At 70.6% G+C, this 21,486-nt stretch carries 19 protein-coding genes; 7 read left to right on the top strand and 12 right to left on the bottom strand.

Annotated features, from left to right (window positions below):
- Nucleotides 1-3: 3 nt before the first annotated feature.
- Nucleotides 4-1,767 carry an aspartyl protease family protein gene (locus tag ACFE65_RS11200; RefSeq protein ID WP_375382445.1) on the bottom strand — a complete coding sequence of 588 codons (1,764 nt, stop codon included), beginning with the start codon at nucleotides 1,765-1,767 and terminating at the stop codon, nucleotides 4-6.
- 233 nt (nucleotides 1,768-2,000) lie between these two features.
- Between ACFE65_RS11200 and ACFE65_RS11195 the strand changes: the two genes are divergently transcribed.
- Together ACFE65_RS11195 and ACFE65_RS11190 are read left to right on the top strand one after the other, a co-directional pair.
- Nucleotides 2,001-2,474 (top strand): hypothetical protein, encoded by a 474-nt coding sequence (locus ACFE65_RS11195; RefSeq protein WP_375382444.1) that lies wholly within the window; start codon nucleotides 2,001-2,003, stop codon nucleotides 2,472-2,474.
- A 55-nt stretch (nucleotides 2,475-2,529) separates the two neighbouring features.
- A complete protein-coding gene (locus ACFE65_RS11190; protein WP_375382443.1) occupies nucleotides 2,530-2,751 on the top strand; it encodes a hypothetical protein in 222 nt (73 codons plus the stop codon).
- A 39-nt stretch (nucleotides 2,752-2,790) separates the two neighbouring features.
- Here ACFE65_RS11190 and ACFE65_RS11185 read toward each other — a convergent pair whose 3' ends face one another.
- Nucleotides 2,791-4,236: an APC family permease gene (locus ACFE65_RS11185; RefSeq protein ID WP_375382442.1), complete on the bottom strand. Its 1,446-nt coding sequence runs from the start codon at nucleotides 4,234-4,236 to the stop codon at nucleotides 2,791-2,793.
- On the bottom strand, nucleotides 4,217-5,344 hold the full coding sequence (locus tag ACFE65_RS11180; protein ID WP_375382441.1) for a helix-turn-helix transcriptional regulator: 1,128 nt from the start codon (nucleotides 5,342-5,344) through the stop codon (nucleotides 4,217-4,219). Before ACFE65_RS11180 ends, ACFE65_RS11185 begins: the two co-directional genes overlap by 20 nt.
- A 197-nt stretch (nucleotides 5,345-5,541) precedes the next feature.
- Here ACFE65_RS11180 and ACFE65_RS11175 point away from each other — a divergent pair, with 197 nt between their 5' ends.
- Nucleotides 5,542-6,240 (top strand): DUF4956 domain-containing protein, encoded by a 699-nt coding sequence (locus ACFE65_RS11175; protein WP_375382440.1) that lies wholly within the window; start codon nucleotides 5,542-5,544, stop codon nucleotides 6,238-6,240.
- A gap of 22 nt (nucleotides 6,241-6,262) precedes the next feature.
- Here ACFE65_RS11175 and ACFE65_RS11170 read toward each other — a convergent pair whose 3' ends face one another.
- Together ACFE65_RS11170 and ACFE65_RS11165 are read right to left on the bottom strand one after the other, a co-directional pair.
- Nucleotides 6,263-7,318 carry a hypothetical protein gene (locus tag ACFE65_RS11170; protein ID WP_375382439.1) on the bottom strand — a complete coding sequence of 352 codons (1,056 nt, stop codon included), beginning with the start codon at nucleotides 7,316-7,318 and terminating at the stop codon, nucleotides 6,263-6,265.
- Nucleotides 7,319-7,338: 20 nt separating this feature from the next.
- Complete coding sequence (locus tag ACFE65_RS11165; protein WP_375382438.1) at nucleotides 7,339-8,355, bottom strand: metallophosphoesterase; 1,017 nt, start codon at nucleotides 8,353-8,355, stop codon at nucleotides 7,339-7,341.
- Between the two features lie 30 nt (nucleotides 8,356-8,385).
- Between ACFE65_RS11165 and ACFE65_RS11160 the strand changes: the two genes are divergently transcribed.
- On the top strand, nucleotides 8,386-9,027 hold the full coding sequence (locus ACFE65_RS11160) for a hypothetical protein (RefSeq protein ID WP_375382437.1): 642 nt from the start codon (nucleotides 8,386-8,388) through the stop codon (nucleotides 9,025-9,027).
- Between the two features lie 11 nt (nucleotides 9,028-9,038).
- Here the strand turns inward: ACFE65_RS11160 and ACFE65_RS11155 are convergent, their stop codons facing one another.
- Nucleotides 9,039-10,067: a hypothetical protein gene (locus tag ACFE65_RS11155; protein ID WP_375382436.1), complete on the bottom strand. Its 1,029-nt coding sequence runs from the start codon at nucleotides 10,065-10,067 to the stop codon at nucleotides 9,039-9,041.
- Nucleotides 10,068-10,266: 199 nt separating this feature from the next.
- On the opposite strand from ACFE65_RS11155, the gene ACFE65_RS11150 reads away from it, so the two are divergent.
- Both ACFE65_RS11150 and ACFE65_RS11145 read left to right on the top strand, forming a co-directional pair.
- Entirely contained in the window at nucleotides 10,267-11,274 is a 1,008-nt protein-coding gene (locus tag ACFE65_RS11150) for a hypothetical protein (protein WP_375382435.1), read from the top strand.
- A gap of 2 nt (nucleotides 11,275-11,276) precedes the next feature.
- On the top strand, nucleotides 11,277-11,861 hold the full coding sequence (locus ACFE65_RS11145) for a hypothetical protein (protein ID WP_375382434.1): 585 nt from the start codon (nucleotides 11,277-11,279) through the stop codon (nucleotides 11,859-11,861).
- Here the strand turns inward: ACFE65_RS11145 and ACFE65_RS11140 are convergent.
- The 5 genes from ACFE65_RS11140 to ACFE65_RS11120 all read right to left on the bottom strand — a co-directional run bounded on the left by ACFE65_RS11140 (nucleotide 11,783) and on the right by ACFE65_RS11120 (nucleotide 17,634).
- Nucleotides 11,783-12,505: an ATP-binding cassette domain-containing protein gene (locus ACFE65_RS11140; protein ID WP_375382433.1), complete on the bottom strand. Its 723-nt coding sequence runs from the start codon at nucleotides 12,503-12,505 to the stop codon at nucleotides 11,783-11,785. The genes ACFE65_RS11145 and ACFE65_RS11140 overlap by 79 nt on opposite strands.
- Nucleotides 12,502-13,263, bottom strand: coding sequence for an ABC transporter permease (locus ACFE65_RS11135; protein ID WP_375382432.1), 762 nt, complete (start codon nucleotides 13,261-13,263; stop codon nucleotides 12,502-12,504). Before ACFE65_RS11135 ends, ACFE65_RS11140 begins: the two co-directional genes overlap by 4 nt.
- Complete coding sequence (locus ACFE65_RS11130; RefSeq protein WP_375382431.1) at nucleotides 13,260-15,122, bottom strand: hypothetical protein; 1,863 nt, start codon at nucleotides 15,120-15,122, stop codon at nucleotides 13,260-13,262. The genes ACFE65_RS11135 and ACFE65_RS11130 overlap by 4 nt, the downstream gene beginning before the upstream one ends.
- 16 nt (nucleotides 15,123-15,138) lie before the next feature.
- Complete coding sequence (locus tag ACFE65_RS11125) at nucleotides 15,139-16,578, bottom strand: tetratricopeptide repeat protein (RefSeq protein ID WP_375382430.1); 1,440 nt, start codon at nucleotides 16,576-16,578, stop codon at nucleotides 15,139-15,141.
- 183 nt (nucleotides 16,579-16,761) lie between these two features.
- Entirely contained in the window at nucleotides 16,762-17,634 is an 873-nt protein-coding gene (locus ACFE65_RS11120; RefSeq protein WP_375382429.1) for a phosphodiesterase, read from the bottom strand.
- Between the two features lie 31 nt (nucleotides 17,635-17,665).
- On the opposite strand from ACFE65_RS11120, the gene ACFE65_RS11115 reads away from it, so the two are divergent.
- Nucleotides 17,666-19,420 (top strand): patatin-like phospholipase family protein, encoded by a 1,755-nt coding sequence (locus ACFE65_RS11115; RefSeq protein ID WP_375382428.1) that lies wholly within the window; start codon nucleotides 17,666-17,668, stop codon nucleotides 19,418-19,420.
- Here the strand turns inward: ACFE65_RS11115 and ACFE65_RS11110 are convergent.
- The coding region (locus ACFE65_RS11110; protein WP_375382427.1) for a beta strand repeat-containing protein at nucleotides 19,372-21,486 on the bottom strand (2,115 nt) is incomplete at its 5' end. The two genes, ACFE65_RS11115 and ACFE65_RS11110, sit on opposite strands and share 49 nt — an antisense overlap.

Here is a 21,486-nt window from a genome sequence, read left to right as displayed (position 1 = left end):
GCCTTAGCCTTCCAGCCCGTATCTCGCCGCCCGCTTGGCAACCGCGGGGTTGATCGCCAGCGCCGCCGCACGGTCCGCCTCCGCCGCCTCGTTCTTGCCGGCGCGCTTCTCGGCGATGGCGCGCGTGTAGAGCGACCAGGCGTTGCGGGGGTTTGCCTTCACCGCCGCGTCATAGTCGGCGAGCGCGGCGTCGAGCTTGCCGCGGCGGAGTTGCACAAGCGCGCGATTGTCGAGGTAGGACGCGAAGCCGGGCCGCAGCTTGACCGCGGCGTTGCAATCGGACAGCGCGCGGTCGAGGTCGCGGTTCATTAGGGCGCGGGCCCAGCAGCGGCCGTTGTAGGCGCTGGCCCGGTCGGCATCGTCACGGTGAAGGGTCAGCCACGCGTCGTAATTGGTGATGGCGGCCTCGGGCTGGTCGAGGCTTTCGTACAGGCCGGCGATCTGGAGCCGCCGTTCGGAGCCGGCGGGCAGGCTCTGGTCCGCGGCCTTCACGTCCTGCATCGCGCCGTCGGGATCGCGGTCCCTCAGGCGGAGCCCGGCGCGCGCCAAGTGCACGTCGGCGTCGTTGGGCATCAGCGTCGCCGCCTTGTCCAGATCGGCCGCCGCGAGCAGCGGCTGGCCGTTCGCGAGATGGGCCTGCGCGTGCAGGAAGACATAGCGGCCCTCGTTCGGCGCCAGCGCCACCGCCCTGTCGAAATCCGCCAGCCCTTCGGCGAGCTTGTGCCGCGACATGAACACCGCGCCGCGTCGGCCGAACCCTTCGGCGCTGGTGGGTTCGGCGGCGGTGTCGGTCAGGTCGAGCTTCTCGCCGGTCGTCGTCCGCGCGCCCGTCAGCTTCAGGCCGAACACCGGTCCACCCTCGTACGTCATGTAGAGTTGATGGTTGGCATTGGACACGAACATGCGGTGGGTCAGGAAGAAGTCGAACCCGACCAGCATGTCGCCATCGATCTGGATGTTGGCGATTTCGAACTTGGGGCCCGACAGTATCTCCCCGCCCAGGTCGATGGTGGTGAACGGAGCGAGCCACGTCGCGATCTGCTTCGAGCCGATCCCGCTGTTGTACCCGACCGGCCGCACGCCGGGACTGGTCGGGGTGATGCCCGCGCGTTTGGCCGCGGCGAGCGTCATGACCGTGGTTTCGGCTCCCGAGTCGAACACCGCCCGCATCTTGACGCCGTTGACCAGCACCGTGCCGACCGTTTCCGGCCTCCATGACTCGCCGCTGCCGCGCTCCAGCGCGATCATCGAAAACGGTTTGCCCGCCGACCAATAGGCAAGCGTCTTCCTGCCGCAACCCGAAACCTGCATCAGCCGCACCGCACCGTGCGGCAGGTCGTATTCCACATCCGCCAGCCCCAGGATGTTCCGGCCGAGCAACCCTGCCGTCCCGGTGTCGCTGCCGCCGACGATGAAATCGGCGCTGCGGATCGGGATGCCGGCGAGCGAGAAGTCCTTCGCGTTCGCAAAGGATGCCGACGAGTCGCCGTTGATGCCCTGCAGCCGGAACCACGCGGGCGCGGGCTCCGTCCTTAGTCCGAACTCGGCAGCCGAGGCACGCGACAAGGTGCTGTAGAATGCGCCGCTGTCGACGATGAATCGCGTTTCGTGCGTGCCGAACTTCGCATCGACCACCGCGCGCCGCCCGATCAGCGTCACCGGCAGTTCGGCCATTTTGGCCACCTTGCAGTCGGCGAGCGCCGGGCCCGCGACCGTCAGGCTCGATAGTGCGAGCAGCCCCGGATGAACCCATGCCCACCGTCCCATGCGACCCCTCCGCGACCAAGCCTCGTCGCCCGACAGGCTATCCAAGCGCAGGCGCGGCGCAAGGGGGGTTCGTGGAAGACTGGCCGAGGGCAGCCACTCGATCGACCGTAACAGCCGCCGATCCCGCACTGACGAGCCACTTGGCCCTGACTTCCTGCACCTTTGGCTGAGGAGCGGCGCGGGGCACGCGACGACAGGGTTGCGATCGTCGCGCCCGGTGGCAGAGACGCGGCATGATCCAGCGCATCCCCCGACTTGCCCGTGCCCATGTCCCGGCCGGCTGCGCCATCGTGCGCGTGGAGCGTATGTCGCCGGCCTTCGTCAAATATCATCTGGACGATGGCCGCGCGCTTCACCGCTTCACGCGGCCCGAGCCCACCGCCCATCCCCACGACCACCCGTGGCCGTTCCGGACCCGGATCCTCGCCGGGAGCTACGTCGAGGAGGTCTTCACCGTGCTTCCCGACGGAAGCTGGACCATGACGCCGGCAGAGCGCGTCACCGGTGCGACTTACGAGATCGCGGCGACGCACATCCATCGCATCGTCGCCTTGCCGGCGGGAGAGTGCTGGACGCTCGTGCACGCCGGGCCGCATGAGCGCACGACCTTCTTCTGGCGGTTCGGCGATCTGGTGGAACGGCGGCCGTGGAACAGGCGGCGGTGGTCTGTGCATCGCCCGGTCCGCAGGATGGCCCGTCCGCTCTAGGGTCGGGCGCGCGGGCCGTGTAGGGCGACGGGCGACATCATCAGGAGAACTCCCCATGCGCTTCGTCCAGCTAGAGACGATTCCCGACGGCAAGGCATTGGTGGACATCGACAAGCTGACCCACGCCGTCCCGCAGGAGGGCGGCGGGACCCGGCTGTTCCTGGGCGCCCAGACGCTCGACGTGCCGCATTCGTTGGCCGAGCTGGAGAACGTGCTGGCCGGGCGCGAGCGTGGCGACGGCGGCGAGGGGAGCAGGGCGGGGTTCCGGATGGGCTGAGGCGGCGGCGTGTCGCCGGGATCGAGCGATCCTGCGACCTTAGCTGCGGGGCTGCGACGAGACTTCGCGAAGCCGGTTCCGGGACGACGGTTCGCCGGCCGCCGGTCCGCTCGCAGCCCGTCCGCCTGCCGCCCGTCCGCTCGCCCATCGACTGACGAGGAAGGTCAGCGATGCCGTCGCTGCCAGAGCGCACACCGCGATCCGGTTGTCGCCGGGCCCTGTCCAATCCACCATGACGAACGCGGCGATGACGGCGAGGCCGAGGACGGGCGCGAGCGGGAACAGCGGTGAACGGAAGGTGCCGATGCCGGTCAGTCGACGCCGCCGCCCGACGACGACCGCGATCACGACCAGCAAGGCGGTGAACACCTCCGCCGACAGCAGCGCGAGCAACGCGCGCTGGCCGATCAGGCATGCGACCAGCGCGGCGACACCAAGCAGCACGATCGCGAACACGGGAGAGCCGTACCGCGGGTGCAGTGTCGTCAGCCGCCGATCGACTGCCCGCGTCCAGGTGCCGTCCATGCCCGTCGCGTACAGGAAACGCCCGAACGCGATGGTGCTGGCCACCAGATTGTTGAAGATCGCCAGGACGACGGCCGCGACCGTCCCCGCGGCGACCCCTGCGCCCGCGCGGTCCGAGATAAAGGTCGCGATCGGCGCGGTGCTCCGCAGCGTCGCGACCGGATCGCGCATGGCGATGCAGATCGCGAGCAACGGCGACGCCACGAGCACCACGGTGACGATGCCGACGATCACGACGAGCCATCCGATCCGCTGCGGACGCCCGGTCAGGTCGTCGGCGAAATACAGCGCGAGCCCGGACCCGGCGCAAGCGAACGCCCCGGAGACGGTCGCGACGAACATCGTCGCCATCGGCACCGCGACAAGCCCGCCGGTGCCGCCGACCGCGACCGGCCGGAGCATGACCTGGGCAACGGAGCGTGCCGGATGCGCGACCCCGATCGCCACGAGGATGGCGAGCGCGACGAGCTCCACGATCAGGAGCAGCATCGTGATCCGCACGCTGATCTGGATGTTCAGCGCCGCGATCCCGCAGGCGGCCGCGATCAGGGTCGGGACGATGATCGTCTTCGGCCAGGCCGGCGCATATAGCTGGACATAGTCGGCGAGGCCCAGCGACACGAACGCCAGCAACGCGGGCGACGAGACGAGGCCGAGAACGATCGCGACCCGCGCCGCCGACGGCCCCAGGATCGCGCCGATCCCCGGGTAGATCCCGCCGGCATGCGGGAAGGCCGCGCCCACTTCCGCATACAGCAGCGAGGCGAGCAGGATCACCACGCCGCCGGCGATCACGGCAGGAACGGCGCCCGTGCCCGCCAGCCGCAGGATCGCCGAACCCGTCACGTAGACGGAGGCGGCGGGCGACAGGGCCGATAGCGTCAGCCCGACGACGCCTGCCGCCCCGATTGACCGGGGCAGCCGGCGGACGCTCGCGGGATCAGGCGTCGAACCGGCCAACGTCCGTCATCGTCAGCGTCTGGATCAGCTCGATCTGCCGGTGCGTGCCCGTCTTGGCGAACAGGCCGGCAAGCTGCGTGCGGACGGTGTTGATGCTGACGGAACGACGTTCCGCCGAGGCGCGAAGGCTCAATCCCTCCAGCAGGTCACCGGCGAGACGGGACTCGGCGGCCGTGAAGTCGAACGCCGCCTGCAGGGCGTCCGCGGCGTTGCCGTCCGGATCGGCGATGCTGACGAGCGTGGCCGCGGCCCGGCCGAACAGGCTGCTCTCCTCCTCGAGCAGCGGCATCGCCGCCCCGTTCAGCGGAAGCGGGCGATCCGCCGTCCGGATGGCGAAGGTGCCTGCGATCCGGCGCTGCCGATCAGGGTGGGAGGCGTTGCGGATCGCGTCGGACAGGTTCGCCGCGCTGGTCGGATCGGTCGCGATCAGCGTTCCGGCCTGGACGCGCAACGCGTCGCCGGCGCGGATCAGCCGTTCGGCGGCGGCGTTGGCGTGGAGGAGACGGGCGCCGGCGTCGACCAGCAGCATCGCCGAGCGGGAGCGATCGACCGCCGCGGCCAGGCCGTCCGAACGGCGGTGGACATCGGCGAACCTGCGGCCGAGCGCCATCGCCCTGATGAGATGGGGGTGGAAGCGCGCCGCCGCCGCGATCTCCGCATCCTCGAAACGCCCGCGTCCGTGCGACCGCCCGATGCTGATCGCGGTCAGATCATGTCCGCTCAGGCCGAGCCGGAGGATGATCCCCCATTCGGCCCGGATCGGCCGCAGGAAGTCGTTGTAATATTCCGTCGCTTCCAGCGTCGCGCGGTCGAGCCAATCCTCGTCGCGCAGGATCATCGGCGTCCAGCCGGCGACATAGCTCCCGGGATCAGCGACAATCTGGAGCGGGTTGATCCGATAATAATAGCTGAAATACTCGTCCAGCACCCGCTCGTCATTGTTGAGCACGATCGCGGTTCCGGCGCCGGTCGCGATGTTCAACTGCGTAATCGCGCTCGCCTCGCCGCCGGCGACGTCGCTCAGCGCGGCGAGCACATGCTGCCAGGACTGCGGATCGAGCGCCGCGGCATAGATCGAGTCCAGCAACTGTTCCGCAGCGACGTCCATCGAATGCTGACGACCTCCCTTACGATTGATCCAAACTACTCCGGGAGCTGGTTGCTGGCCACAAAAAAGCGTGTCGCATCATCCAAACGCATGATGCGCGCCGCGCTTGGGTGCACCACTCTCGTCCTGCGAGACTATGGTCTGGCCAAGTGATTGTGGTGACGCCGAAACATGGCGTCGGGAGTGAGATAGTGGCGATGAAGATCTTGGGTAAGCTATTGGCCTATTATGCCGCCCTGGCGATCGCCTTCCTTCTCGTGACGCAGATGTTCCCCCAATGGCACGATTATCTGCCGGTCGGCCGCGTCCAGTCGCTGATCTCGCAGGCTGATGGCGCGCCCGACAAACTGCTGGCGGCGCGCGTGTCGCACCCCGAGTCGTTCGGCGGCAGTCTGGTGTGGCTCGTCGGCGCGGTGGCGGGCGCGATCCTGACGGCGCTGCCCGTCAGCTGGATCTACATGAAGGTGCGCAGCCCGCAGGATTACGACCAATCCGTGGTCGATACGATCGTCGTGTTGCCGCTGGTCGTCACCGGCATCGTCGTGATCGTCCAGCATTCGCTCGCGCTGTCCTTCTCGCTCGCGGGCATCGCGGGCGCGGCGCGATATCGCAACACGCTGAAGAGCTCCGGCGACCTGCTCTTCATCCTGCTGGCGATCGGGATCGGGCTTTCGGCCGGCATCGGCGCGGTGGAGCTGGCGGTGGTGGCCTCGGCGGCGTTCAACCTGTGCTTCCTGGCGCTGTGGGCGACGAGCTATGGCGAGCGCCCGGACATGAAGCGGTTCCTCGGCATGGTGGAACACGCTCATCACGACGGCCCAACCCGGGTGACCGCGACGACCGCGGTCGTCTCCGAGGTGACGGAGACGTACGAGGTGCCGGTTCCTCATTCCTGACGACGTCGACGGTACGCGATCGTCAGCCACGGCAGGTCTTGAGCACCGCCGTCACGCCGCCCGGCGTCCCGATCTGTTCGAAGAACGCGTCGAGATAACGTTTCGCCTTGTCACGTCGGCCGGTGCCGAGATCAGGCACCGCGTCGAGCACGCCGGTGATGGCGGCCCGCCGTGCGAGGAACTCGGCCGCCGCGGCTCGCGCGGCCTCGTTGTGGGCGCAGATGCCCTGATAGAAGCGCACGCGGACATTGGGCTGCTGGAAGCCCTGCGGCGGGGTGGCATAGGGAGCGTCGACAAGCCCCGAGAAGTCGAAGTCATACGGGACCGGTGTCAGCCCCCTCGTCATACCCGCCGTCGCGATCAGCCGCGAATTGTGACAGCATGGCGTTCCGGCCGATGCCGCCGTCATCGACCAGTCGAGATTGCCGATCATGTATTCGAACATCGCGAAGCGTGCGGCGGCGCTGGGATCAAGGGCCGCCGATGCGATGCGGGCACGGATCTTGAGCCGTTTGTCGCTGTTGCGCCGAGCGACGTCCTTGACGTCCTCGATGAAGAACGCCGGCTTCGTCGCCAGCTTCCGGCCGTTCTTGTTGACGTAGTCGACCAGGGCCAGCCGGACGCCGAAGCTGTCCGGGCTCAGCAGCGCGTACATGCGGTAGGCCGCATATTCGAGCCGCACATAATCCTGGAACACGGCATCGGGCCGGCAATGGGTCACGAGCTTCAGGCTCGATTGCCCCTTGAAGAGCGAGCCGTCAGCGGGCTTCTGCGGGAAATCGATCCGCAGCGGCGGGAAGGGGCAGATGTCGCGATCGCCCCGCGTCACGCCACGGGTCGAGACGGCGATCGCGAGCTGCTCAGGCGTCGGCGCGACGACGCCCAAGGTGCCGGGCGCCGGCTTCTTGGACTTGCCGTTGGAAGACGCGAGGTCGGCCAAGGGCGCGGTGATGGTGAGGCGTATGGGGTCGTCGGCGGCGAACAGCGGCTTGGTGACCTTCTTGTCCGTCGCGCTCGCTCCGGCGGAGGCGATCAGCGCGGTGCCGAGGCAGAAGAACGTCCGTCTTGTCGCAGTCATCCGCTCGCTCCATCGTGCCGCTAGGGACGGGCGACGACGTGCGGCACGGCCACGTCGTCGATGATCTCGAGGTAGTCGGGCATCCCGCCGAACACGGCCGATATGCCGGTATCGATCCGGACCAGCCGGCCGCCGAACAGGATGGCGATGCCGCCGAGGATCGGCGTGTGGGCGATCACCATCCGGTGCGCGCCATAGGCTTTCAGCACCTGATCCAGCTCCGCGCCGATCGGGGAAGCGGGCGTATCCGCCGACGGCGCGACGGCGAAATGCCGGTTCCACAGCGGACCGTCGGGATCGTTGATGACCGCCTGCGGCGCGGCATCGCGCGCGACGAGTGCCGCGTCGACGCGGTGGTTGATCTCGGCGATCGGCAGTCGGGCGAAGGCGGTGCTTATCCCGCCGTGGACGAACAGCGTGCCGTCGATCAAGGCGACCGCGGGATTGGCCACGATCCAGCGACCGATGCGGCCGCCGGGATGCCATGCCGCCTGATGCTCGATTTGCCCGAGCGGGGTCGCGGCGATCCAGGCGGCGTGGATGGCCGCCTCGCTCATCGCCGGGTCGCGGCGGCGATAATCGGCCTCGATCGCGCGCTTGCTGGCCGCGAAGGCGCGATCCCGAAGGGCCGCCGAGCCTGTATCGGCGAAGGCGGCGTAATCGCCGGCCGACACGTAGCGCAGATCGTCGGTGACGTTCATCGCCTCGTGGTTGCCGACGAGCGCCACGACGCGCCCACCGGCCCGGGCCGCCTCGCGCTGCAGCCGCATCAGGTCGAGCACGATCTTCAGCGAATCGGGCCCGCGGTCGACCATGTCGCCGGTCTGGACCAGCACGGTGGATCCGCCCGACCATCGCCCGGTCGCATCCTCCAGCCCCGCCGCCCGGGCGATCGCCCGCCAAGCCGCGTAATCGCCGTGCAGATCGCCCACCGCGACGATGCGGTGGACGGGCGCGGCATCCACGGATGCGGGCAGGGCGATAACGGCCAGCGCCGACGCCAGCGGCACCCACCAGTTGCGCAACGTCTCGATCATCTTCGTTCCTCCGATTGGCGGAGGTACTGGATGTCGCAGGCGAACTTCGGCATCAAGGCGCAGCGCCGCGAGCGTACCGGGGCGGGGGAACGCACGATGCGCGAGACGGGACGCGAGACGAAAAGCCGCAGGATCATGATCATCCGCCACGCCGAAAAGCCGGGGGATGCCGATCCGGATCACGGCGTGTCGCTGTACGGCGTCCACGACAAGCACGACCTGACGGTGCGCGGCTGGCAGCGCGCGGGCGCGCTCGTCCGCTTCTTCGCGCCGACCGGAGCCGGGGGCGATCCGGGCATCTCGGTGCCGGCCACGATCATGGCGTCCGCGGCGACGCCCGCGAGCCCCAGCCTGCGGGCGCAGCATACCGTCCGGCCGGTGGCGGCGGCGCTCGGCCTCGGGCTGGTCGTCGCGCACGCCGATGGCGAGGAGCCGGCGATCGCCGCCGCCGCGATCGCCGCGCCGTCGCCGGTCCTGATCGCATGGCATCACAACCATATCGTCCGGCTCGTCCATGCGATCGGCGGCAGGGCGATCGGCTGCCCTGCCGCATGGCCGGACGACCGGTTCGACCTCGTCTGGATCCTCGACCAGGCCGAACCGGCAGCGCCGTGGACGTTCTCGCAGCGGGCCCAGCGATTGCTGCCCGGGGATCGCGACCAGCCGATCTGAGCCGCCGCCGCTCATTGTGCGGGGACGGATGCTGCGCGCCGCTCGCGCCAGAAGGCGGCGGGATCGCGCACGAAGGTGCCAGTGCCCGCCCACCGCGAACGGGTGCGCGCCCATGCGGCGCTGCTCTGCCAACGCCGCACCGACGCCGCCATCGTGGCGCGCGTGTCGCCCAGCTGGTTGATCTCGCGGATCGTCCAGCCGTTCCGGCCGATCAGGGCGTTGTCGTCGCCGAAACAGCCATGCGCACCGCCGAACCCCTTGGCGGCGCAGGTGTGGAGCTCGCGGGTGACGAACCGCACCGCCATGCACCCCACCGCCGCCGTCGGCAGGCCGCCGACCTGGATGATGCACTCGACCGCGATTGTCTGATCCGGGTTCAGTTTGATGTTGAAGAAGTTCGCGCCCGCGCATGTCGTGAACGCGGCATAGTTGCCACCGGTCTGCGCCGCGCACGTCAAGGCGATGCGTTGCTCACGCGTCACGCCGGGTCCCAGGATCTGCTGCGCCGAACAGGCGGTGAAGCGCGTCGCGTCGTTCTGCGCCTTCGCCGCGCAGTTCAGGACCAGTTGCTCGCGCGGCGTGATGCGCTTTCCACCCGCGGCCGTGCCCGCGCAGGCGATGAAGGTGGATTTAGTGCCGCCGGACCGGATCGCGCAATCGGCGGTGACGATCTGCGGCTTGTCCAGCGTGATCCCGAAATTAGGCGCGGCGCATTCGGCGAAATGCTCGCTCGCCTGCGACGACATCGCGCAGTCGAGCATCGCCTGTTGCTGCGGTGACAGGACGAGCCGGTCGCGCGTGCACGAGGTGAACGCCATCACGTCGAAGCCGGCGGATCGCGCGCAGGCGACCGCCGTCATCCGCGCGCTGCCGAGGCCGAGGACGGCCGGAGACGCCGGCGCGGAGGCGGTCGCGGGCGGCGGCGTCCGCTGCGTGCAACCGCAGCAGGCCACCACCATCAGCATCGCCGCCACGCGGCGCAGGACGCCCGAACGCCAGCGGGCCGAGCGCAGGTGGCCGGGCAGGATCGGGACGAGCATCGGTTTCCCCTCATGGCCGAGCCTATCAGGTCGCCGCCGCGCGACGCCGCGACAAATCCCGACAAGGACCGACATCGACAGGCGACGCCTGCCAGCTGCCCGCCCCGACATCGGCAATGTCCCGTTTTGCCGTCGGATGTCGGCTGATGCCGGGACAGCAACGTTGACGAAGGCGGCCGCTGCGCCATGCTGGGGTTGATTGGCGGAGGACCAGATGCTGCCGAGCAGCCGCGATCAGATACGATGGGGCCTGGCATTCGGCGCGGTGGCGTTGGCGCTCATCGTCATCCTCGCCTTCTTCCCCGACCCCTTGAATCGCCAGCGCGTGATGGTCGTCGGGCTGGATCATGTGGAGGGGATCGGCGACGGCGTGCCGATCTACTTCCGCGGCGCGGAGATCGGCGCGGTCCGGCACGTCGCGCTCGTCCCTGCGCTCCGTACGTTTGACGTCTCGATCGGCGTGCGGCGCGATTTCAGGCCGTCGGCCTGTTCGTTCATGACCGTGTCCGCCAGCAACCCGCTGACCCAGCCGCATCTGGAGCTGGTCGCCCTGGAGACGTCGGCGCGGCAATGTCCGGCCGCCCGGACGGCGGCCGCCTGCGTGCCGGTGCAGCCGGTGCCGATGGCGCGCGATCGACTGATCGGATGCCGGCGCTCGCCCGACCTCATCGCGCTCGCGACCGGCGTCATCACCCAGGCGTCGGGCGCCGCGACCGCCGCGACCGCGATGGCGGTGCGCTTGCAGGCGATGCTGGCCGGCGGCGGGGGCGGGGGCGGTGGATCGGGCGGCGTCGCCGGCGATCTCCAGGGCGCCGCGCGCTCGTTGTCCGCGGTGCTCGGCGGGATCGATCACAGCATGGCGCCCGGGCGCGGCGACCTGGCGCTGACGCTCGCCAACGTGCGACGAGCGAGCGGGCAGGCCGCGCGGGTCGACGTCGGCGCGGTCAACGGCACGCTGGCGTCCGTCGGTTCGATGCTGGCGGAGAACCGCACCAACGTCGCGCAGATGGTGGCGAACGGACAGGCGATCTCCGCGCAGACGCGCGATCTGCTGCAGACGAGCGCGCGCTCGCTGGCGGAGACGAGCGACAATCTGGCGCGCGTGTCGGCCAGCATGGACTCGCTGACGGAACGGATCGCGGGCGATCCGGGCTTCGCCGTGCGCGGCCAGCGGTTCGCCGATCCGCCGCCGGTGGCACGGCCTTGAGGGTGCGTTCCGCCTTGTGGCTGCTGCCCCTGCTCGGCGGCTGCGCGACGCTGAAACCGCCCGAACGGCTGGACACGATGCGCCTGCAGCCGCGGTTCGCCGCGGGGGCTGCGTCCGTGCGGCCGGGCGGGATCATCGTCACGCCGGTCGTGGCGACGGGGATGATCGCGGAGCGGCGCTACGTCTATGTGACGGCGGCGGACCCGCTGCTGCTGCGCCAGGCGGCGACGCTGTTCTGGGATGTGCCGCCGTCGGCCTCGGTCGGTCGCGCGATCACGGACGCGCTGCGCACGCGGTTCGCAGGGATGGACGGCGGCCCGGTCGTGGGGCGTCTGGCGATGCGCCTCGTCCGGTTCGAGGAGGTGACCGGCGGCGGTGGTGCCCAGGCGGTCGTCGAGGTGGAGGCGACCTTCGCGGGCGCGGCCGGGCAGGACGGCCCGGTATCTGGGCGCTATTGCCGCGCCACTCCGATCGTGGCGGACGGCAGCGACGCACGGGCGGCCGCGTTTCAGGCCGGCGTGGCGGCGCTCGCGCTCGCCGTCGCCGACGACGTCGCGGCCGGTCGCCTGACCGCATCATCCTGCTGAAGGCGGCCGTGGTCCAGCGTCAGTTGCCGTTCGGTGAGCGCCGTCGCCAGCGCCGCGTCCTCGGTCAGCAACAGGATCGCGCCGCCGCGCCGCCGCATCGACCGGCGGATCGTGCCTGCCAGCTCGGCCAGCCCGGCGGTGGCGCCCTCGAACGGTTCGTCCAGGATCAGCAGCGCCGGATCGCGCAGGAGCGCGCGCACGACCTCCAGCTGCCGCTTCGCCCCGATCGGCAATGTCCCCGCGCGCACGTCGGCGAGATCGTCGAGGCCGAACTCGTACAACAGCCGATCGACGCGGGCCGACAGCGCCCGCCAGCCTGCCGTGCTGGTGATGCCCGAGCCGAGCCGCAGATTGTCGTCGACGCTCAGCCCGTCGAACAGCGACCCGCCCTGCAGCGTGACGCCGAGCGTGTGGCGCGGCGGCGTGCGGCTGTCCGCATCCTGTCCGAACAGCGACACAATACCGCTCGTGGGCGGATCCAGCCCCGCCGCCAGCCGCGCGATCCGCGTCTTGCCCGATCCGCTCGCCCCGACGATCGCCAGCGTCTCGCCCGGCCACACCTCGAACGACACGTCGTCGAGGACGCGCGAGTCGCCCATTACCAGCGCCACCTCGCGAAAGCCGAGCGCCGGTACCCCGCTCACTGGATCAGCACCGAGAAGACGCCGATTGCGATGACGAGCAGCAGTCCGCCCGTGAACGCGTGGGTCGCCTCACGCCCCAGCGCGGCGATGCCACGATGCTCGTCGAGCCCGGCTAGCGCGCCGACGACCAGCGCGCCGACGTTGTAGACCAGGGTCTTGGCCAGTCCCCACAGCAGCGCGCGGAACGTCTGGACCGTCAGCGCCGTGTGGACGAGCACGGGCATGGATGTGACGACGGACAGGTCCAGCACGACGGCGAAGCCGAGCCAGGCGCAGGCGAACACCGTGACGAGCTGGAGCGGCGTCGCCATCACCACCGCGGCCAGCGCGGGCGCCATAACGTAGCGGACCGGGTCATGGCCGGTGATCCGCAGCGCGTCGAGTTCCGACCCGAGCCGCATCGCGCCGAACCGCACCGCGGTCTCGACCGCCACGCGGCCGGCGGCGAACACGCCGATCAGCAGCGGCACGACGTCGCGCGCCAGCACGCGGCTGACCAGCGGCTCCACGAGCCGCTCGGCGTAGAAGCTGTGCAGCGTGCGCGCCGCCGCGATGCCCGACGCGAGGCCAATCATCAGCCCCAGCAGCGCCAGCGTCGCGATCGGGCGCCAACCCAGCCGCTCGAACGCGCCCGCCAGCCGATCGCCCGCCAGCCGGTCCTGCTCGACGGTATCGGAGACGATGCCGTGCGCGCCGTGCACCAGCAGCCACCCGGCCCGACCGACGGCAGCGACCGACCGTCGAGGCCAGCCGCTCACGCCGCCAGCCTGTCCGGATGCGGACGTCCATCGCGGTCGTGCGATGTGGGCCCGAGCCGATGATCGGCCCGATCTGCCAGAATCGCCCCAGGCACATCGCCGGGCGCGCACACGATGACGCGGTCCGCGTGCGCCAGCAGATCGCGGCAGCGTGCGGCGTCATCCGCGGAAAGGTGGTCGGCCATGTCGGAGGCGTGATGCTTCACGCAGACCTGCACGGGATAGCCGAGCGTGTGGAGCCGGTGGAGCGCGGCCCGAACCGCTGGATCGGCCGGATCGCCGAGGAAGACGATCGCGCGATCGGGATAGTCATGCGCCAGCGCAGCGGCCGCGGCGGCGACGTCGCCCGCTTGACCCGCGGTGACCAGCACCCGCAGGTCGCGGACCGCGCGCCGCCCGGATCGTGCCAGCAGGCGGGTGATGATGCGGATGTGCTCCCGCTCGCGCTCGACGGCGCCGGCGGGAAGGTCCTGGGCAGCCACCATCTCGGGATGGCGGCGGCCCTCCTCGTCGTGCGTCTCGCCCCAGCGCCAGCCCTCCAGCGCCCGCGACGCCAGCCAGCGCTCGTGCTGCGCCCGCACCATCTCGCTAAGGTCGTCCGGCGCGAACGCCAGCGGCGCGCCGCGGCCGGACACGATCCGGGCGCCGATGTCGCGGAGCTTGAGGAGGTAGACGTCGACGAGCAGCCGTGTGTCGTCGCGCCGGCCCTCCGTCAGCGCCTCCCATCGCTTGATCCGGGGTTGCGAGCCCAACGCCTCGCCGGCGTCCAGACGCCCCTCGAGGTAGAAATCGTGGATCGCGCGCGCGATCACCTCCTGCTGCTCGTACAGCAGCAGCTCGCCATAGGCCGCGACGTCCGCGCCGCCGAACGCCAGCGCCGCGATCGGCGATCCGGCCAGTGCGGCCGGCGCGGCGTGGATCGCATAGGCGGGCGATGCCACGTTCAAGTCGCTCATCACAGCGTCGACCGCCGCCAGCGTCGCGATCGCCTCGGCGCCTCCACCGAGATCGATCAGCACCATCGCGGGGACGCCGATCGACGCGACGATCTGGCCGATGCTCGTCGCCACCGCCGCGGGATCGGTGATGTCGCTGTCGATGAAGGTCGGTGTCCCGATGCGGTCGAGATAGGGCCAACGGGCGACGATGCCCGCCCGCTGTGCCTCGGCGGCGTGGTCGACCACCACGACCCGCACCGGCCGCCCGTCGGCGAAGTGGGCACTGACCAGCAGGTCGACCAGGTAATGCTCGCTGATCGGGGTGAGGCCGATGATGACGAGCAATCGTTCCGGCGACCCGATCCGCTCGACCCGGTCGATCAGGTCGCCGCGGAGCAGTGCTCGTGCCACGAGCGCGGGCAGCGAGATCAGTCGAACCTGTACCAGCCCGTCGTCCGCGTCGGACACCAGCGCATGTTCGGCTGCGTCGTGGCGACGCGTCTCGTCGATGCGCACGATCACGGGCAGCGCGACGGGACGCCCGATAAATCGGTCGTGCATCGCGACGATCGACCGCGCGACGGCGATGTTCTGCTCGTCGTCCGGGCCGGCGATCAGGACGACCCGCGCCTTGCGGACAGAGCCGCCGATCGCGCCCAGTCGATCGTGCGTCAGATGCGGCGATCCGGTGCGGTGGATGCGCCGACGCCAGCCGGCGGTGCCGCCTTGCGTGACGACAATCGCCGGATTGCCCGACCGGCCCTCGCCCGCCACGATCGCGGCGAGGCTCTCGTCGCCCGCGATCACCAGATGGCCGCCGCGATGACGGATGCGCCACAGTCGGACCGGGTTGCGGACGAGTCGCCAGACGCCGACGATGATCGCGGCCCAGACTAGCAGCGGCGGGATCGGGGCGGCCATCGGTCCAACGGTCCGATCAGGCCGGGCGCCGCGCCGCCGCTATGACGGCGTCCAGGCTCGGGCGGCCGCACAGCCGGCGAACGGTATCGATCGCGACCGCGTGCGACAGCCAGAGGTCGCCGGGCGCACCGATCGCGCCGGGCTCATGGCGGTTGCAGGCCGGGGCGAGCGCATCGATCGCCGCGACCGTCCGGCCCGACACCGCCGCCACGCGCGCGAGATCGAAGAAGCCGTCGTTGCTGCGGCGGGTGCGGTTCCGCGCGGCGTCCACCATATGCTCCAGCATGAGCGGGCCGCCGCCGCTGGCGAAATCGGCGGCTTCGCCCGCGATGGCCCGCTGTGCTCCCGCATCGCTGCGCAACTCGGCCGAGCGTGCCGCCTCGACCAGATAGTCGCGGTAACGACCCTCGAACAGCGCGATGTCGGCGACCTCGTGGTGGAGCGACGCGTCCTGCGGATCGGATCCGAGCAGCGCGGTCAGGATGCGGCGGCTCTCCGCCCGCCGGCCGGCGAGATAGGCGATCAGGCCATAGTCGACGAGGATCGAGCTCGACGTGGGATCGAGTGTCCGGGCGCCGGCGATCTCGCGCAGCGCGGCTGCCTCCTCGCCGTTGGCGGCGAGCGATGTCGCGAGCCAATGATGGGTCAGCGGATCGGCCGGCGCGAGCGCGAGCGCCTCGGCATAGTGATGGCCGGCTCCGGCGACGTCGCCATGGCCCCAGAAGGCGACGAACGCGAGTGAGCGGCGCGCCTCCATCGAGCGGGGATCGAGCGTGATCGCGACCTTCGCCGCCGCGCTCGCCCGCGCATAGGCCTCTACGTCCGGCATCGCGCCATATTCGCGCAGCAGCAGATAGCTGTTGGCGATCCCGACATAGCTGGCGGCGATGCCCGGGTCGCGGGTCACCGCCTCACCGAACTCGTCGATCGCGCGGGCCAGGCTTTCGCGCGTGCGCAGGTTCCAGTCGAACTGCCCCTGCAGGAACGCCGCCCGCGCCCGGCCGTCATGGAATGCAGGCACCGCGCCGCCGCTTCGGATCGCGGTCAGGGGCGGGGCGGCGCGGTCCCGCGGCAATCCCCAGAACGCGGCGATCGCAAGCAGCAGACCCGCCGCCGCGAGAGCGAGAGCCGACCTTATCTCCCGTGACCCGCGCCAGCGGGTCCGGTCCGGCCGAACGAATGGCGGAGCCGGCTCTGCCGGCGCGGGGGCGACCGGACTGTCCGCCACGGGGAGCGTGACCGGCTGGGACTCGGGCACGGAAGCCGCACGAGGGCGGCCCAGCCATGCGTCGAGATCCTCCGGCCAGGCATAGACGGACGACCGCGCCTGGCCGGCGACCCGCTGCACCGGCATCCCGCGGCTCGCCGCCCAGCGCATCACCGTGCGCTCGTCACGGCTGAAATAGCCGGCGATCGCCTTCCACCCCACCAGCGTCTTCTGCGTTGCTGTCGCCATCGACGATCCCCTGCGCGCCCGCTCCCTCCATGACGGCGAAGTTTTTGCTCCGCATCATGCGTTTGCATGATGCGGCCGCATTTCGCTTCTGGTTCCACGGTCCCGATCGTGGACGGGAGGGATGAGCCGTTGTCGCAAGCCGCAAATCCGCCCGCTCGGCACCCGCCGGACGCGGCATGCCGGTCAGTCGCTGTGGTTCTCGGCGATACATTCGGCGAGGACGGCCGCCATCGACGCGTCCAGTCGGACGAGCGCGGGCGCGGTCGCGGCCTGCATGAAATGGCTGGCGAGCGCGTCGGCCGACCAGCGGTGCAGGACGAACGCAGGCGGCTCCAGTACCACGAGCGCGCGTCCGTCCGGCGCGGCCAGCGGCGTCGCGCGCAGGTCCGGCGCCAGTTGCGGCGCGACGGACGATGCGACCATGCAGGGGCGGCCCATCCAGCTCGCCGCGATCGGCCGGTGGAGATGGCCCGCGATCAGCGCGACGATCTGCGGGTGACGCGAGACGACGCGGCGCAGGCGCTCGATCCATGGGGCGTCGTCGCGCGGGTCCATCCAGTCGATCCCGACGCCGAACGGTGGGTGATGCAGCGCCACGAGCGTCGGCAGGTCCGGTTCCGCTCCCAGTGCGGCGTCGAACCAGGCCGCGCGCTCGGCGCAGAAGCCGCCCCCGCCGCGTCCCTCGTCCAATGTGTCGAGGAGGATGATCCGGCGACCGCCCAGCCGCCAGTCGTACTGGACGAAGCCGCCCGCGGTCGGTGTCCCATGGAACACGTCGAGCATGGCCGCCCGCCGGTCGTGGTTCCCCGTCATCGGCAGCACGGGCATCGCCAGCGGCGCGAGCAGGTCGCGCAGTCGGCGATACGACAGCGCGTCGCCACGATCGGTGAGGTCGCCGCTCAGGACCACGACGTCCGGTGCCGGGTCGAGTGCGGCGATGCGGTCGATCACCGCGCGCGCGCGGACGGTGGCGCTCTCGTCCGGGGCGTCGCCGTCGAGGCCGATGTGCAGGTCGCTGATCTGGCAGACCAGCAGCACGGGCGAGCGATCGGGCAAGTCAGTTCCGATGGACGGTGAGGAGACGGGGATGGAGGTCGACACCGACGCGGTCGCGACGACGGACGAGAAGACCCGGCGACTTGCGCAGGTGCCTGTGCTGCGTCAGGTGCTGACGGGCCTCGACGCGTTCGAGGTCGCGGCGCTGGAGGACGGCGTCCTCTGGTATGGCGTTCCGGGCGGAACGACGCTGTTCGAACAGGGCGAGCACGAGCGCGACGTGTTCGTGCTTCTCGACGGACGGCTCGGCGTGTTCGTCGACAAGGGCCTCGGGCGCCGCCTCGTGCATCACAGCGTGCCCGGCGAGTTCATCGGCGAGATGGCGCTGATCTCGAACGAGCCCCGCACCGCCACGGTCGTGGCGCTGCGCGACAGCGAGGTGCTGCGCATCCCCGCCGCGCTGGCGGACAGGCTGCTGGCGCCAAGCCCGCCGTTCATGGCGTTCCTGCTCGGGCAGTTCTCCGCCCGGCTGAAGACGATGACGATCGGCGAGACCCGTCCGATGGGCGTCGAGTCGGTGGCCGTCGTCCCGATCGGTGACGATCCGATCGACGATGCCGCCGCCGACGAGATCGCGCGCGCGTTCCGGGCGCTCGGCGGCGACGTCATCGTCGTCGATCAGCGCGACGCGGAAACGGGGACGCTCGCCGCCGCCGGCGCGTTGCGCGTCGACATCGCCCGCGATCGGCGCGTGGTCTGGGCCACCCGCGCGATCCGGCAGGCGGACCGGGTGCTGTTCGTCGCGACCGCGGGCTCGCGACCCGACTCGCCGGCGGTCGCGGAGCTCGCCGCGCTGGCCCGTCGGACCAAGCCCACGGACATCATGCTGGTGAACCCCGCCGGCAACGCGCACGCGGCGGGCGGCCGGCTGTGGCTCGGCCATTTCGCGCCCGACCAGATCTTCCACGTCGCGCGCGGCGATGCCGCCGACCACCGCCGCGTCGCGCGCCTCGTCACGGGACGGGCGGTCGGCCTGGTGCTGGCCGGCGGCGGCGCGCGCGGGTTCGCCCACATCGGGGCGATGCGGGCGCTCGCGGAGGCGGGCATCTCCGCCGACCTGATCTGCGGCACCAGCATGGGCGCGCTCGTCGGCGGCACGGCGGCCTATGACGTCGATCTCGACGAGGTGAAGCGCAAGGTCCACGACAGCTTCGTGCTCAACCGCCCGATCGGCGACTATACGCTCCCCCTGGTCTCCCTCGCGCGGGGCCGGCGGATGTCGGCGCTGTTCGCCAAGCATTTCGGCGATGCCGATATCGTCGATTGCTGGCGTACGTTCTTCTGCGTCTCGACCAACCTCTCGACGGCCAAGGCGCAGATCCACCGCGAAGGACCCTTGCGCCGCGCGCTCCGGGCCTCGTCGTCGCTGCCGGGGATCGTGCCGCCGCTGGTGGAGGGCAACGACGTCCTGGTGGACGGCGGACTGATGAACAACTTCCCCGTCGATCTGATGGCGGCCCTCTCGCGGGGACGGGTGATCGGCATCGACATCGCGGCGGGGACGGTGTTCCGCGCCGACGAACCCGAGATCGAAGCGCGCTCGCTCGCCTGGATGCTCGGTCCCGGCCGGCACAAGGTACCCAACATCCTCAAACTGCTGATGCGGTCCGGCCTGGTCGCGAGCGAGCCCCGGTGCGAATCGAACCGGCGCCTCGCCGATCTGCTTGTCAGGCCGGACCTCGGCACGATCGACCTGCTGTCGTTCAACCGGTACGAGGAGGCGATCGCCGCCGGCTATCATGGCACGCTCGCCGCGCTGGAGGCCTTGCCGGTGCCCTTCGTCTGACCGGGCGCCGAAGCGGGGGGCGGTAACGGCGGGACCGTGACCCGGTCGTCGCCGCCCTGACCCCCCGAAAGATCGTTGCCGAAGCCGATTACCGGCTCGTCGATGACGTCCGACGTGCTCAGCCCCACGTCGAAATGCACGGGTGCCACGATCGTGCGTCCCTGCAGCGCACTTGCGACATCGGCGGGCTGCTCGACATGATCGCGCACGCCCTGCTGGATGACCCCCAGCGTGGTCGTCAGCACCGGCGCGTCGATCGTGTTCGGCGGGACCGTCGACGATGGCGTTGGGGTCGGAGTTGGTGTGGGCGTCGGGGTTGGCGTGGGTGTCGGCGTGGGCGTCGGTGTTGGGGTGGGCGTTGGAGTCGGTGTCGGTGTCGGTGTCGGTGTCGGTGTTGGTGTTGGTGTTGGTGTTGGTGTCGGAGTTGGGGTGGGTGTTGGCGTTGGCGTTGGCGTTGGCGTTGGGGTTGGAGTCGGTGTCGGTGTCGGTGTCGGTGTCGGTGTCGGCGTCGGCGTCGGCGTCGGCGTCGGCGTGGGCGTCGGTGTCGGCGTCGGGGTTGGAGTGGGCGTCGGTGTGGGCGTTGGTGTCGGGGTTGGGGTTGGGGTTGGTGTCGGTGTCGGTGTTGGCGTCGGAGTCGGAGTCGGAGTCGGAGTCGGAGTCGGAGTCGGAGGCGGAGTCGGCGTTGGAGTTGGTGTGGGCGTAGGCGTAGGCGTAGGCGTGGGCGTCGGAGTCGGGGTCGGCGTCGGAGTTGGCGTCGGAGTTGGCGTGGGCGTCGGCGTGCCAAGCGTCACCGTGCAGTTGGTGCCGACGATGCAAGCGTTGATCGTCGCCGGGTTGAGGGAGGCGGTCGGCCCGACATACGTCACCCGCATCGCGAGGGCGGACCCCGTGTCGTACGTGGCGTCAGGCCGCAGCGCGCGACCGTTGATGATGACCTCGGGCGACTGGGTTCCCGTGGCGGTGACGGTGATGCCGCCCAGGCCGGCGGTCAGCCCCGCCCGATCCGCCGCTGCCGCCCCGCCGCTGTTCTGGACATAGACCGCCTGACCGGCGACGAACACGATCGTTCCGCCCTCCAGATAACCGGCCGGGACCATGGCGCCGTCGTTGATCGCGAGCCGCGCGTCGCGCTGCGCGAAACTGGTCGTGTTGGCGAGATCGCTTATCGCGCTAGCGGAGGCGTCGACGATCGTGTTGCCGCTCAACCGCAGCACGCCGATCGGCACGCCGTTCGCGTCGAGGATGGCGAGCGATCCCGGGACCTGGATGGTCAGGGTCCCTCCCGCCGACAGCGACAGGGTGTCGGACGCCAGCGCGTTGCCCAGCCGCACCGCGCCCGTGACGGTGAGGGCGCCGGGCGTGATCAGGTTCAGCGCGCCCGCTGTGCCCGAGATCGTGCCGTTCGGCGTGCCGTCGCTCGCGAGCCCCGCGCCTGACCCCGTCGCCGTCAGGTCGCCAACGCGGATCGTCGGCGTGGCGCTGCCTGTGGCCGAGATCGTCAACGTGGAGGCGTGGATGCGGCCGAACTCGTCGTTGGACAGGGCGAAGCCAGCGCTGCCGGCGTTGTCACCGATCGTCGCGCCGGCGCTGTTCGTGCTCACGATACCGACTGCGGCTCCGACGACGCTGCCTCCCTGGTCGATCGTCAGATCGTTCGCGGTGAGCGAAAGCGTGCCGGCGCTCGTCCGGCCGCGCAGCTCCAGCACGCCCCCGCTCATCACCGCCGCCGCCCCGCTCGCCGACAGGCTGTTGAGGAGGAGGTCACCCGGTGACCCTATCTGGACGGTGCCGCCAGACACGGACACGCCCGCGCCGTTGCCGCTCGTCAGCGAGGGCGCGGAGATCGTCCCGCCACCGCCGGGCGTGTTGGCGAGCGCGATGCCGTAGACGGCGATGGCGCTCTGGAGCGAGAGGGCACCGCTGGTGGTGACGCGGATGTTGGCGCCGTCGTTCCCCACGTCGCCACCGCCGGTGTAGGTCGCGCTGAGGCTGCCGAGCGTCGCGGTGCCGGCGTTGATCGTCAGGTCGTCGCCGACAGTCGCGGTGGTGAGGGTGACGAGGCCGGG

This window comes from uncultured Sphingomonas sp., assembly GCF_964237335.1.
In the GTDB taxonomy this organism is placed as follows: Bacteria; Pseudomonadota; Alphaproteobacteria; order Sphingomonadales; family Sphingomonadaceae; genus Sphingomonas.
Note: the sequence above shows the minus strand (reverse complement) of the source record. Positions and strands in the feature narration are given on the sequence as shown.

Coding starts and splice junctions, on each gene's coding strand:
- ACFE65_RS11200 (WP_375382445.1), bottom strand. CDS start 1,767: ATGGGACGGTGGGCATGGGTTCATCCGGGGCTGCTCGCACTATCGAGC.
- ACFE65_RS11155 (WP_375382436.1), bottom strand. CDS start 10,067: ATGCTCGTCCCGATCCTGCCCGGCCACCTGCGCTCGGCCCGCTGGCGT.
- ACFE65_RS11125 (WP_375382430.1), bottom strand. CDS start 16,578: ATGGCGACAGCAACGCAGAAGACGCTGGTGGGGTGGAAGGCGATCGCC.
- ACFE65_RS11130 (WP_375382431.1), bottom strand. CDS start 15,122: ATGGCCGCCCCGATCCCGCCGCTGCTAGTCTGGGCCGCGATCATCGTC.
- ACFE65_RS11165 (WP_375382438.1), bottom strand. CDS start 8,355: ATGATCGAGACGTTGCGCAACTGGTGGGTGCCGCTGGCGTCGGCGCTG.
- ACFE65_RS11175 (WP_375382440.1), top strand. CDS start 5,542: ATGAAGATCTTGGGTAAGCTATTGGCCTATTATGCCGCCCTGGCGATC.
- ACFE65_RS11190 (WP_375382443.1), top strand. CDS start 2,530: ATGCGCTTCGTCCAGCTAGAGACGATTCCCGACGGCAAGGCATTGGTG.
- ACFE65_RS11115 (WP_375382428.1), top strand. CDS start 17,666: ATGGAGGTCGACACCGACGCGGTCGCGACGACGGACGAGAAGACCCGG.
- ACFE65_RS11160 (WP_375382437.1), top strand. CDS start 8,386: ATGTCGCAGGCGAACTTCGGCATCAAGGCGCAGCGCCGCGAGCGTACC.
- ACFE65_RS11170 (WP_375382439.1), bottom strand. CDS start 7,318: ATGACTGCGACAAGACGGACGTTCTTCTGCCTCGGCACCGCGCTGATC.
- ACFE65_RS11180 (WP_375382441.1), bottom strand. CDS start 5,344: ATGGACGTCGCTGCGGAACAGTTGCTGGACTCGATCTATGCCGCGGCG.
- ACFE65_RS11195 (WP_375382444.1), top strand. CDS start 2,001: ATGATCCAGCGCATCCCCCGACTTGCCCGTGCCCATGTCCCGGCCGGC.